The organism is Pseudosulfitobacter pseudonitzschiae (assembly GCF_002222635.1).
GTDB classification, from domain to species: domain Bacteria; phylum Pseudomonadota; class Alphaproteobacteria; order Rhodobacterales; family Rhodobacteraceae; genus Pseudosulfitobacter; species Pseudosulfitobacter pseudonitzschiae_A.
This window is the reverse complement of sequence record NZ_CP022422.1, coordinates 57,000-68,968: the sequence shown is the minus strand read 5'-3', so window position 1 is coordinate 68,968 and position 11,969 is coordinate 57,000. Positions and strand designations below refer to the sequence as shown.

Here is an 11,969-nt window from a genome sequence, read left to right as displayed (position 1 = left end):
GCGCATCATTCGCCTTGCAGGAGAAACTTCTTGGGGCGTGAAACCGGGAGGAAAACTATGAAACGTCGGAATTTTCTACGCAGCGCCGGGGCGCTAACTTTGGCCAGTACCTTGCCTGCGCCAATGGTTCTGCGGGCCGCAACGCCCGAAGATTATCACATTGCGGGCATTCTGTCTTTCTCGGGCGCATACGGCTTGATCGGCAATGACATGCGCAAAGGCGCGGAACTTGCCGTGGCCATGCGGGGTGGCGAATTGTTGGGCAAAAAAGTCCGCTTCAGCTGGGAAGACGATGAAACCAAACCCCAGCCCGCCGTACAAAAAGCAAGCCGGCTGTTGGCGGAAGGCACGCAATTGATGTTTGGCGCGGTCAGCTCAGCGTCGACTCTGGCACTGCAAAGCCTGTCCACACAGCGCAAGGTGCCGCATCTGGTCACGATTTCCGCAGACGACAGCATTACCAAGATGGACGGTGCGCGTTACTCATTCCGTACGTCCAACACGTTGGCCATGGAAATGAACATGTGTGTTGAATTCGTAAAGAAACGCGGGATCAAGAGAGTATACGCGGTCACGGCTGATTATCAGGCCACGCGCAGCGCCTTTGACGACTTTGCCGCAAAAGCAAAAGCCGCCGGTGTCGAGATCGTCGGGAATGACTTTGCCCCGCTTGGCAACCGCGACTTTTCGGTCATCATCGACAAGATGGCGCGTTCGGACGCCGATGGTATTCTGGTTGTGGCAACGGGCAATGACGGCGTCACCTTCTGCAAGCAGGCAGGTCAGGTTGGGATGGGTCAGAACAAAGTGCTGTTCGGCCCCGTGCTTCAGGATGAAATCTTTGCAGCCGCGACAGGCGAGGCCGCATTGGGCGTGAACTCCGGCGTGCGTTATCACTTCTCGCTCGACAATCCGGCAAACGCCGAATTCGTGACGGCCTACCGTGACGCAAACGGTGACTACCCTTCGGCCTTCGCGGGCGAGGCATTTGACGGTCTTCGCTGGTGGATGGATGTCATCGAAGCGACTGACAGCTGGGATGTGGAAACCTGGGTCGATGCATTTGAAACATCGGTCTATGAAAATTCGGTCGAAGGGCGCAAGGAAATGCGCGCTTGTGACCATCAGGCCAAACAGGTCGGTCTTTGGGGTGAAGTTGTGAAGGGCGAGGCACCATTGCCGGACCTCACCATGAAAATCACCGAAGAGTTTTCGGCAAATAGCCTGTTTAGCGACTGTTAATCGATCCTCCCTGAACTGGGCGGCGCTGTTCCCTCGCGACATGCGTCGCCCGCTTTTTTGGGGTGAAACTGAGGAACCCTGAATATGTCCATTATCGTGATCGGGCTGAGTCTCAGCTTTCTGCTGTTTCTGCTGGCAGCGGGCTTGACCCTTATTTTTGGCATGTTGGGGGTGATCAACTTTGCCCATGGCGCGCTTTATATGCTTGGCGCGTTTGTCGGGTATCAAATTGTTCATATGACCGGATCGTTCTGGTTGGGACTGCTGTTTGCGCCGCTGATCGTCGCCTGTGTTGGTGCGCTGATCGAAATTTTGGCGCTGAAACAGGTCTATGACCGCGACCACATTTTTCAGCTTTTACTCACTTTCGGATTCATTCTGGTCATCGACGACGCGACAAAGATGATCTGGGGATTTGACTATAAGCAAGTGCCGACACCAGAAATCTTCATGGCACCGATTTCCATGTTTGGCAGTCAAATACCGTCATACCGGCTTTTTGTAATCGGTTTTGGTGCAGCGGTTTCTCTGGCACTGTTCTTGCTGCTGGACCGTAGCAAATGGGGCATGATTATTCGCGCCGCCAGTTCCGATCCGGAAATGGCTCAGACACTCGGTGTAAATGTAAACCGGGTTCGCACCGGCGTCTTTGCGCTTGGTGCGTATCTTGCGGCTCTTGGTGGCGTGGTTAGCGCACCGTTGGTGCCGATCGAACTGGGCATGGGATTCAGCGTTATCATCGACTGTTTTGTCGTGGTGATTATCGGCGGGCTTGGGAACATTCGCGGCGCAATCCTTGCGTCGTTGCTGTTGGGCATGACGCGGGCGGCCGGATATACCTACGCAACTGAATGGGTCGAACTACTTACCTTTGCCCTGTTGATCGGAACGCTGATGTTCCGGCCTGCGGGCTTGTTTAGCACAAAGGGGCGTTCGGCATGACACGCAGGATTATCGGTCAGGCCCTGATGGGCATTATTATCGCAGTTATGATTATCGTTCCGTTTTTTGTGCAGGATGAGCAATGGGTGAACCTTGTCAGCCTGATCCTGATCTGGGCCTTGTTCGCAATCGGCTTTGATCTGGTCTTCGGGGTGACAGGTATGCTGTCATTCGGCCATGCGGCGTTGTTCGGGGCAGGGGGTTATGCGCTCACAATCCTCACCCTCAGCTATGGCGTCGGTTTTATACCGGGCCTTTTTGCAGCGGCGATTGTCGGAGCGGTGCTGGCTTACCTGATGGGGCTTTTTGCGCTTCGGGTTTCGGGGCTTTTTTTTGCACTGCTGACACTGGCCCTGGCGCAGATGATGTACATCCTTGCGTCCAACAAGCTGCGCGCAATCACCGGCGGATTGGACGGTATTCCAGGCGTGCCGCGGCCTGACTTGTTCGGGATCAATTTCTACGACAACCACAACTATTATGGGTTTATCGTGGCGGTTTTCCTGATCGGACTGGCGCTGATGGCATTGCTGCGTGGGTCGCCATTCGGGCGGGCATTGCGCGCGGTACAGGCGAACGACGTGCGCGCCGCGCAACTCGGATACAACGTCCATAGCTTGCGCCAATCGGCGTTTATCGTTTCGGGTGCGTATGCAGGTGTTGCAGGAGCCCTGCTGGCATCGTTGATCTTCTACATCTCTCCGCAAATGCTGCATTGGTCCACATCGGGCGACGTTTTGATCATGACCGTGCTGGGCGGCAAAGGCACATTGCTAGGTCCGATTCTTGGCGTGGCCTTGTTTGAATTACTGAAAGAAGAACTGAGCCAAATCACCCAATATTGGTACGGCATCCTTGGTCTGGTGTTCATTTTTGCCACCATCTTCCTACGCAACGGTATTGCCGGAATGTTCCAAGGTGATCAGGACGAAGGAGACATGCAATGACTGCCGGATCATTGAGTTGCAACGATATTCAGGTCTCCTTCAGCGGGTTGAAAGCTGTCAACGGTGTGACGTTCGACTTCCAGCCGGGTCAGCTTTACGGGATTATCGGACCTAACGGTGCGGGCAAGACCACGTTGATGAATGCGCTTTCGGGTCATGCCAAGCTAAGCGGTGGTCAAGTGATGCTGGACGGGCGCGATGTAACGGGCCTGTCGGTGCATAAACGGACCCGCATCGGTCTGGGCCGCAGTTTCCAGATCACCAAGATCTTCGCCGGCATGTCGGTGCTTGAGAACCTTCAACTTGCTGCTTTTGCGCATCTGTACAGGTTGCAGCCCTTCTGGCTTCCGGCGGGCCGCTTTCCTGCAGTCAGGGAACGGGCCGAAAGCGTTCTCGAAGAGATCGGCCTGACGGTGATGGCGCACCGCCCCGCCGAAACCTTGTCTCACGGCGATCAACGCGCATTGGAAGTCGGGCTGGCATTGCTGAGCAACCCATCGGTCCTGTTGCTCGATGAACCATTGGCCGGTGTTGGACATGACCAGATCGGGCCTGCGATGGAGCTGATAAAACGGATCGTCAAGGGCCGCACCGTGCTGCTGATCGAACACAACATGGACGTTGTAATGCGGGTCTCCAGTGCTTTGGTCGTGATGGTTCAAGGGCAAATTCTGGCGTCTGGCAGCCCTGAAGAAATCCGCGCAAACGCCGAGGTGCGAGCGGCTTATCTGGGAGAAGAGGAATGAAGCTGCTTGCGTTGGAAAGCTGCAATGTCACTTATGGCAAGGCGCAGGCGTTGCATAGCGTGTCGATCGAAGTCGCACAGGGCGAAGTTGTTTCGCTGATCGGGCGCAATGGCGCAGGCAAAAGCACCATTCTCAAGACGATCATCGGTTTAAAGCAACCGGTTTCAGGGCGCAGAGTCTGGAAAGGGGACGACGTTACCGCGCGACTCCCGAACCAACTGGGCCGTCTGGGCATTGGGTATGTCCCCGAAGACAGGCGCATTTTTGACAATCTGACAGTGCATGAAAACCTGCGCATCGCAACCGTCATGGGACGCACTGGCGCATGGACCGAAACCCGGATTTTTGAAATGTTTCCGGTGCTGCTTGATCGCGCGTCACAGGCGGGAAACACGCTTTCGGGCGGCGAACAGCAAATGCTGGCGATTTCGCGCGCGCTTTTGACTAATCCGGAACTGTTGCTGCTGGACGAACCGACTGAAGGCCTTGCCCCGCTGATCGTTGATGAATTGGTCGATTCGATGCGGCGGATCAACGAAGAAGGTATGACGCTTTTGCTGGTTGAACAGAACCTGCGCGTGCCGATGAAATTGGCCCATCGACAGTACGTTGTCGACAACGGGACCGTCCAGTGGAGCGGCACGACAGCAGATTTGCTGGCCAACCGCGAAGAGATCGAAAAGCTCATCAGTGTATGAGTTCAGACTGGCAAGGCGGGAAAATCCCGGAAACCAAGATAGGAAACCGTTATGCGTGTGATCGATTTCTTCGACAGGGGTGTCGCAATCAACCCTAACGTGATCGCTTTGGAAGATGCTAAAATCGGCCGGAGTTACGGCGAAGTTCAGGAACGCACATATCGTTTCGCCAATGCCATCACTGCCGAAGGGTACGGACGCGACAAGATGGCCGGCGTTTACAGCCCCAACTGCGTGAGCGGCCTTGAAGTTATGCTGGGCTTGTTTCGTGCCGGCACGATCTGGGTTCCCGTCAATGCCAAGAACGGCGTAGAAGAAAACGCGTATATCCTGGATCATAATGATGTGGAGATTCTGTTTTATCACAGCGATCTTGCACCGGCGCTGGAACAATTGCGTGAACTTTGCCCAAAGATACAAAAATTCATCTGTCTGGATAAACAAGACGGCGCGGCACCATGGCTGGAAGACTGGATGGCCGCGGCCCCTTCAACCGATCCCGATGTGCCGCTTGGCCCTGATGATCTTGTCGGAATTTTATCCTCTGGTGGGACAACGGGGCGGCCCAAGGGGATCATGCTGACGCAGTTGAACTGGACCACGCTAATCGCGAACTATTATGCCAGTTTTGATGCCGGACCTGACCCTGTGCATTTGCTGATCACGCCTATGACCCACGCGTCAGGGGTGCTTGCCATTGCGTTGATGGCCGCTGGTGCGCGCAGCGTCATCCTGCCGGGATTTGATGCCGCCAACGTTCTAGACACAATTGAAAGCGAGGGAGTGACCCATCTGTTCCTGCCGCCGACCGCCGTTTACATGCTGTTGTCGCAACCGGAAGTTGCGCAACGTAGCTTTCCGTCATTGCGGTTCTTTCTTTATGCCGCCGCACCTATGGCCATTGACAAGCTGCGCCAATGCCTGAAGATTTTTGGGCCGGTCATGGCGCAGTGTTTCGGACAAGCAGAATCGCCGATGTTCTGCGCGCTGCTGACGGCAGAGGATCACAATGTTATCGGAGATCCGGCCCGCGAACACCGGCTTGCAAGTTGCGGCAGGCCCGCACTTTTGACACCGATGGCGATCATGGATGATGACGGTAACATTATGCCGCGTGGTGAGCATGGTGAAATTGTTGTGCGCGGAAATCTGGTGATGAAGGGGTATTACAAAAACCCCGAAGCAACCGCAGAGGTTTCCCAGTTCGGTTGGCACCATACCGGCGACATCGGGTATCTGGATGACGAGGGTTACCTTTATATCGTGGACCGCAAGAAAGACATGATCATTTCGGGCGGCTTCAACGTTTATCCCTCGGAAGTCGAGCAGGTGATCTGGTCGCATCCTGCCGTGCAGGATTGCGCGGTGATCGGTGTGCCTGACGAAAAATGGGGTGAAGCGATCAAGGCGGTGATCGAACTCAAACCCGATGCAACGGTGGAACCCGAAGCAATCATTGCATTGTGCAAGGAAAACCTTGGCAGCGTAAAGGCCCCCAAAACGGTTGACTTCTGGGATGAACTGCCGCGCAGCCCCGTTGGGAAAGTGCGCAAAAAGGACATCAGGGATACGTTCTGGCAGGGGCAAGCGCGCAGAATTTAGGGAGCAGAATTATGAACATCGCGTACATTTTGACACAGTCCGCGCGCGCCTATTGCGATCGACCTGCCGTCTGCTTGGGGTTGTCGACGTTCAGCACCTACACCCAATTACAGGACCGCAGCGCGGCCTTGGCCGCTGCGCTGAAACAGCGCAATCTGGTAAAAGGTGACCGTGTTCTGATCTTCATGGGCAACCGGCCCGAATATATCGAGATCCTGTTTGCCATCTGGACTGCCGGATGTGTTGCCGTTCCGTTGAATGCCAAACTGCACCCTAACGAAGTGACCTATATCCATGCTAACTGTGATGCCGCACTTGCCTTTACCGACCGGCCGGAAGACGTCGAAGGGTTTTCAGCAGTCATTGCGGTCGGTGGACCGGAATATAATGCGGCGTTACAAGCGTCAGCGGATTTGCAGCCTGCACACGCTGCGCAAACCGATCCGGCATGGATTTTTTATACCAGCGGCACGACGGGCCGCCCGAAAGGGGCGATACTGACCCACCGCAACCTCTGGACCATGACCACGAGTTTTCTGGCCGATATGTGTCCGGTTACGGAAATGTCGGCGGCGCTGCATCCGGCACCGCTGTCTCATGCGGCAGGGCTGTTTATGCTACCGTTTGCGCAGCGGGGCGCGGCGAATGTTGTGCCGCAAAGCGGTGGATTCGATCCGCATGAAATCGTGACGTTGCTGCATGAATATCCCCATTCATCTTTTTTTGTCGCACCCACGATGCTGACGCGTCTGACGGCCTGTCCTGCGCTTGACACGGCGGCCATCGAAAACCTTGATCTGTTGTTCTGCGGCGGTGCGCCGATTTATGTCGCAGACCTGCGCCGGGCGATGGCGCTGTTGGGCAACCGCATCTGGATCGGATACGGACAAGGCGAGGCACCATGTACGATCACTTATCTACCACCGCATATATTGAGCTGGGAAATTCCGGATAGTTGGCTGGGATCCGTCGGCATTCCACGCACCGGCGTCACGGTCTGTGTGGTGGATGAAACAGGCACACAATGCCCCCCAGATGTCGCGGGCGAAGTGATCGTCAGTGGCGATGTGGTGATGGCGGGATACTGGGGCAATGAAACGGCAACGGCGTCAGCCTTGCGGGACGGCTGGCTCCATACCGGCGACATTGGCAGCGTGGACGCCCACGGTTTCCTGACGCTCAAGGACCGGTCCAAGGACGTGATCATTTCTGGCGGGTCAAATATTTATCCGCGCGAGGTCGAAGAGGTGCTGCTGCGTCATTCCGGCGTGGTCGAAACTAATGTTGTTGGCCGCGAGGAGGCCGAATGGGGCGAGGAAGTCATCGCGTTTGTCGTGGCAGAGCCGGGCGTGACCGCACAGGCGCTGGACCGTTTTTGTCTGGATAACATAGCGCGGTTCAAGCGACCCAAGGCCTATTGCTTTGTTCTCGAACTGCCCAAAAGCAGCTACGGCAAAATACTTAAGACAGAGTTGCGCCAGATGCTGACCGACCCCGATACACAATTCGAAAAACCATAAAAAAGGAGACCCAAAATGACTGCCATTATTGCCGGTGTCGGCATGATCCCTTTTGCAAAACCGGGCGCATCGGCACCTTACGACGAGATGGGCGAGGTGGCGATCCGTCTTGCACTGGATGACGCCGGTATCGCGTTCGAAGACGTGCAACAGGCCTATGCCAGCTATGTTTACGGCGACAGCACAAGCGGGCAGCGTGTGATTTACCGCGTGGGCATGACGGGCATCCCGATTATCAACGTGAACAACAATTGTTCGAGCGGTTCAACAGCGCTTTTCCTCGCACGGCAGGCTGTCGAAAGCGGTGTGGCAGAATGTGTGCTGGCGGTGGGTTTTGAACAGATGGCCCCCGGTGCGTTGGGTGTTGTCTTTCCCGATCGCCCGTCACCGCTGGCGGAATTTGATGCCGCCACGGACCGGCTGATAGGGGACGTCGATCTGCCGATGACGCTTCGGTATTTCGGCGGTGCGGGCAAGGCGCATATGGAACGATTTGGTACGAAGATGGAGACATTCGCCAAAATTCGGGCCAAGGCTAGCCGCCATGCCGCGAACAACCCACTCTCGGTTTTCCGCAAGGAGATGACCACGCAGGATGTAATGGGTGCGCAGGTGATCTGGCCCGGTGTAATGACACGGCCAATGGCTTGTCCGCCCACCTGCGGCGCTGCGGCGGCGCTTGTGGTGTCCAAAGGGTTCGCTGAAAAAATGGGCCTTGATACAACTGTACAAATCCGCGCGCAGGCAATGACAACGGATAAACTGCTGGACCCTGAAACCGGCGACATGATCGAAGTGGTTGGCGCCAGGCTGAGCCGTGATGCCGCGCGCATGGTCTATGAAAAGGCGGGCGTGGGTCCTGACGATATCGACGTGATCGAATTGCATGACTGTTTCGCGCAGAACGAATTGATTTCCTACGAGGCCCTGGGGCTATGTGCCGAAGGTGATGGCGAAAAGTTGGTCGATGATGGCGACAACACCTTTGGCGGGAAATACGTCACGAACCCGTCTGGTGGTCTGCTGTCAAAGGGGCATCCACTGGGTGCTACGGGGCTGGCACAGTGTTTTGAGTTGACCAACCAACTGCGTGGAAAGGCAGAGAACCGGCAGGTCGATAATGCGCGGCTTGCCCTCCAGCATAACGTTGGGCTGGGCGGTGCGGCGGTTGTTACACTTTATGAAAGGATTACAGCATGACAAAACCACCAATGAGAGATCGTGACGATTTCGGCGTGGCACTTGTCACCGGTGCAGGTTCTGGCATCGGACAGGGGATTGCTTTGCGGCTGGCGGAGTTGGGCGCGAGGGTTGTTGTCACTGATATTGCCGAAACAGGCATAGCCGATACGGTCAAGCAGATCGAAGCGGCAGGTGGTACAGCGCTTGGGCAAAAGCTTGATGTGTCGGATCCGGCATCGGTGAATGCGGCATTTGACGAGACGGAACGCTGGGACAAATGCGTGGATGTGCTGGTGAACAATGCGGGTATCGTCGGGATTAATCCGTTCCTCGATTTTCCTTTGGAAGACTGGAACCGCGTTATGGCTATCAACCTGACAGGCAGCATGTTGTGCGCGCAACTTGCTGCGCGTGAAATGGTTCGTCAGCGATATGGCAGGATCATCAATATCACGTCGGTCAGCGGCATCCGCGCAGGGGTCGGGCGCACGGCTTACGGCACGTCCAAGGCGGCCTTGGTGGGGCTGACACGCCAGATTGCGCTTGAAGTTGCGGCGCATGGCGTCACGGCAAACGCGATTGCACCGGGCGCCATTACAACTCCGCTCACCGAAAGCACCTATACCGAAGAAACGGTTGCGCGCCTGTTGCCGATGATTCCGGCGGGTTACATGGCCGACCCTGCGGATATCGCGGCGGCAGTTGCCTATCTGGGCTCGCCTGATGCGCGATATGTGAACGGTGAAACACTGGTCGTTGATGGTGGATATGTCTGTGGCGGCATGATGCAGACTGGCTCGCTGGATCTGGGCACAAAAAGTTCGTCCTGAACACAAGGTGTCGCGCGGCGAGGCATTTTTTCATGTCGCGCGCATCATCGGGGAACGCACTATCTTGATGTCGCCGGATTGCTGATTCTCCGATCAAATCGGACGGGAGAAACCGACAACCTACAAGCCTATGTAACCTAACGTAAATTAGTTCTTGATTTGATTATATATTTTTGATTACTTACTGGTAAGTAAATAGAAAGACGCACGCATGACTCAAGCGAATGTACTGGTCGAATACCGTGGTCCGGTTGCGTGGCTGACGTTGAACAGGGCCAACAGTCTTAATGCACTTTCTGTCGACCTCATTGGGGAACTGCGCGCCGCGATAAGAGAGATCGCTGTGGCAAAACAGGTGCGCGCAATTGTGCTGACGGCTGCGGGGCGTGCGTTTTGCGCCGGTGCCAATCTGAAGGAAGTCCTCGCTGGTCTGGATGATGCCGATACGCAAAAGGGTGATTTTCTTGACGCTATCGGCGCGACGTTTCAAGCGCTGCGTGATTTGCCGAAACCGGTGATCGGCGGGCTGAATGGCATTACCGTTGCGGGCGGGCTGGAACTCGCGATGTGTTGCGATGTGCTGATTGCGGGCGAGAGCGCCAGAATTGGCGATGCTCATTCGAATTTTGGTGTGTTCCCTGGCGCAGGCGGCGCTGCTGTCTTGCCGTGCCGGATCGGACTCGCAAACGCGAAATACCTCTTGTTTTCGGGCCAAAGTCTACCAGCGCGCGAATTGATGCGCATGGGGCTGGTGCAGGAAGTGGTTGGTGATGACGCGCTTGAAGCGCGGCTGCACGAGTTCAGCCAGTTGCTGGCGACCAAAAGCCCGCTGGTCCTGTCGCAGATGAAGCGGGTAGCCAATGCATCCATCGAAATGACGCAGGTGGAGGCGCTGAAACAGGAACTTGCCGTGCTGCGCGAACATCTGAAATCCAACGATGCGGCCGAAGGACTTGCCGCATTCGGTGAAAAACGAAAGCCGGTTTTCACCGGCACATGAGCGGAGATTGAAATGACAAAAATTTACATTGCCGGGGTCGCGATGACCAAAATGGGACGCCTCGACGGGGCAACGGTAAAGTCGCTGACCTGCGAGGCTGTCGATGGCGCGATGGCGGACGCCGGCATTGGCAAGGATGACATTCAGGCTGCCTACTACGCGAACACAACACAGCGACATCTTGAGGCGCAGTTGATGATCCCGGGCCAGATCACCCTGCGCGAGATGGGATTTGAGGGCATCCCGATGGTAAACGTCGAAAATGCATGTGCCAGCGGGTCAACCGCGTTGAACCTTGCGGCTCAATTTCTCAAAGCAGGCGAGGGTGACGTGGCTTTGGCCGTTGGGGCCGAAAAAATGTGGACAGGTGACAAAGCTAAGATGTTCAGCTTTTTCGATGGCGCGTGGGATGTGTCCACCGTTGAGGAAAATACCGAAAAACTGATGGCGCTGGGCAAAGGCATCGACGTGCCGAATGACACCACTTCGGACAAGCCGTTTTCAGTCTTTATGGCGATTTACGGAGCGTTCGGGCTGGCGCATATGCGCACGTTCGGCACGACCCAAAAACAGATTGCTGCGATTGCAGCAAAGAACCACATGCATTCGGTTGAAAATGAAAAGGCGCAATTCCGCGCGCCTTATACCGTTGACGAAATATTAAGCGCACCACCGATCACTTATCCTTTGACCCTGCCAATGTGCGCCCCGATGAGCGATGGCGGTGCCGCTGCGGTTCTGATGACCGAGGCCGGATTGAAAAAGTTCGGGATCAGCCGGGATCGTGCCATCGAAGTGCGCGCCAGCGTGATCCAGACCGGATCAAACCGCGCGCCGGAGGATTATGAGAACCACCTGACCGCGATTGCGGCACGGCGGGCATATGAAATCGCCGGTATCGGTCCCCAAGACGTATCAGTTGCCGAAGTGCATGACGCAACAGCGGTGGGTGAGTTGATCCAGATCGAAAACCTTGGGCTGTTCCCATTTGGCGAAGGGGGTGCTGCATCCGAGCGCGGTGACACCTCCATCGGCGGGCGGGTGCCGGTGAACCCGTCGGGCGGGCTGGAATGCAAAGGCCACCCGATTGGCGCGACTGGGTTGGGCCAGGTTTACGAACTGGTATCGCAACTGCGCGGTGAATGTGGACCTAGACAGGTCGAAGGTGCGCGGATCGCCATCGCGGAAAATGGCGGCGGTTTGATCGGTATCGAAGAGGCCGTGGCCTCCATCCTTATTCTCGGGCGCTAGGAGCGAAAG

At 56.1% G+C, this 11,969-nt stretch carries 11 protein-coding genes; all 11 read left to right on the top strand.

Going from position 1 to position 11,969, the window contains the following annotated elements; translation table 11 throughout:
• Window positions 1–57 precede the first annotated feature (57 nt).
• The 11 genes from SULPSESMR1_RS24735 to SULPSESMR1_RS24685 all read left to right on the top strand — a co-directional run bounded on the left by SULPSESMR1_RS24735 (window position 58) and on the right by SULPSESMR1_RS24685 (window position 11,960).
• Window positions 58–1,242: an ABC transporter substrate-binding protein gene (locus SULPSESMR1_RS24735; RefSeq protein ID WP_067296557.1), complete on the top strand. Its 1,185-nt coding sequence runs from the start codon at window positions 58–60 to the stop codon at window positions 1,240–1,242.
• A gap of 84 nt (window positions 1,243–1,326) precedes the next feature.
• On the top strand, window positions 1,327–2,184 hold the full coding sequence (locus SULPSESMR1_RS24730; RefSeq protein WP_064223625.1) for a branched-chain amino acid ABC transporter permease: 858 nt from the start codon (window positions 1,327–1,329) through the stop codon (window positions 2,182–2,184).
• Window positions 2,181–3,131, top strand: coding sequence for a branched-chain amino acid ABC transporter permease (locus tag SULPSESMR1_RS24725; protein ID WP_082894733.1), 951 nt, complete (start codon window positions 2,181–2,183; stop codon window positions 3,129–3,131). The genes SULPSESMR1_RS24730 and SULPSESMR1_RS24725 overlap by 4 nt, the downstream gene beginning before the upstream one ends.
• Complete coding sequence (locus SULPSESMR1_RS24720) at window positions 3,128–3,877, top strand: ABC transporter ATP-binding protein (protein WP_064223626.1); 750 nt, start codon at window positions 3,128–3,130, stop codon at window positions 3,875–3,877. The genes SULPSESMR1_RS24725 and SULPSESMR1_RS24720 overlap by 4 nt, the downstream gene beginning before the upstream one ends.
• Window positions 3,874–4,575, top strand: coding sequence for an ABC transporter ATP-binding protein (locus SULPSESMR1_RS24715; RefSeq protein ID WP_176832926.1), 702 nt, complete (start codon window positions 3,874–3,876; stop codon window positions 4,573–4,575). Before SULPSESMR1_RS24720 ends, SULPSESMR1_RS24715 begins: the two co-directional genes overlap by 4 nt.
• A gap of 51 nt (window positions 4,576–4,626) precedes the next feature.
• Window positions 4,627–6,177 carry an AMP-binding protein gene (locus tag SULPSESMR1_RS24710; protein ID WP_067296559.1) on the top strand — a complete coding sequence of 517 codons (1,551 nt, stop codon included), beginning with the start codon at window positions 4,627–4,629 and terminating at the stop codon, window positions 6,175–6,177.
• Between the two features lie 11 nt (window positions 6,178–6,188).
• Window positions 6,189–7,697, top strand: coding sequence for a class I adenylate-forming enzyme family protein (locus SULPSESMR1_RS24705; RefSeq protein WP_074647007.1), 1,509 nt, complete (start codon window positions 6,189–6,191; stop codon window positions 7,695–7,697).
• Window positions 7,698–7,712: 15 nt separating this feature from the next.
• Window positions 7,713–8,897 carry a lipid-transfer protein gene (locus tag SULPSESMR1_RS24700; RefSeq protein WP_009808028.1) on the top strand — a complete coding sequence of 395 codons (1,185 nt, stop codon included), beginning with the start codon at window positions 7,713–7,715 and terminating at the stop codon, window positions 8,895–8,897.
• A complete protein-coding gene (locus SULPSESMR1_RS24695) occupies window positions 8,894–9,709 on the top strand; it encodes an SDR family NAD(P)-dependent oxidoreductase (protein WP_229678646.1) in 816 nt (271 codons plus the stop codon). The genes SULPSESMR1_RS24700 and SULPSESMR1_RS24695 overlap by 4 nt, the downstream gene beginning before the upstream one ends.
• A gap of 211 nt (window positions 9,710–9,920) precedes the next feature.
• Window positions 9,921–10,709 (top strand): enoyl-CoA hydratase/isomerase family protein, encoded by a 789-nt coding sequence (locus SULPSESMR1_RS24690; protein ID WP_009808030.1) that lies wholly within the window; start codon window positions 9,921–9,923, stop codon window positions 10,707–10,709.
• A gap of 12 nt (window positions 10,710–10,721) precedes the next feature.
• Complete coding sequence (locus SULPSESMR1_RS24685) at window positions 10,722–11,960, top strand: thiolase family protein (RefSeq protein WP_009808031.1); 1,239 nt, start codon at window positions 10,722–10,724, stop codon at window positions 11,958–11,960.
• Window positions 11,961–11,969: the final 9 nt, after the last annotated feature.

Bases quoted from the DNA above. Each gene is read 5' to 3' on its own strand.
- SULPSESMR1_RS24735 (WP_067296557.1), top strand. From the start codon at position 58: ATGAAACGTCGGAATTTTCTACGCAGCGCCGGGGCGCTAACTTTGGCC.
- SULPSESMR1_RS24730 (WP_064223625.1), top strand. From the start codon at position 1,327: ATGTCCATTATCGTGATCGGGCTGAGTCTCAGCTTTCTGCTGTTTCTG.
- SULPSESMR1_RS24725 (WP_082894733.1), top strand. From the start codon at position 2,181: ATGACACGCAGGATTATCGGTCAGGCCCTGATGGGCATTATTATCGCA.
- SULPSESMR1_RS24720 (WP_064223626.1), top strand. From the start codon at position 3,128: ATGACTGCCGGATCATTGAGTTGCAACGATATTCAGGTCTCCTTCAGC.
- SULPSESMR1_RS24715 (WP_176832926.1), top strand. From the start codon at position 3,874: ATGAAGCTGCTTGCGTTGGAAAGCTGCAATGTCACTTATGGCAAGGCG.
- SULPSESMR1_RS24710 (WP_067296559.1), top strand. From the start codon at position 4,627: ATGCGTGTGATCGATTTCTTCGACAGGGGTGTCGCAATCAACCCTAAC.
- SULPSESMR1_RS24705 (WP_074647007.1), top strand. From the start codon at position 6,189: ATGAACATCGCGTACATTTTGACACAGTCCGCGCGCGCCTATTGCGAT.
- SULPSESMR1_RS24700 (WP_009808028.1), top strand. From the start codon at position 7,713: ATGACTGCCATTATTGCCGGTGTCGGCATGATCCCTTTTGCAAAACCG.
- SULPSESMR1_RS24695 (WP_229678646.1), top strand. From the start codon at position 8,894: ATGACAAAACCACCAATGAGAGATCGTGACGATTTCGGCGTGGCACTT.
- SULPSESMR1_RS24690 (WP_009808030.1), top strand. From the start codon at position 9,921: ATGACTCAAGCGAATGTACTGGTCGAATACCGTGGTCCGGTTGCGTGG.
- SULPSESMR1_RS24685 (WP_009808031.1), top strand. From the start codon at position 10,722: ATGACAAAAATTTACATTGCCGGGGTCGCGATGACCAAAATGGGACGC.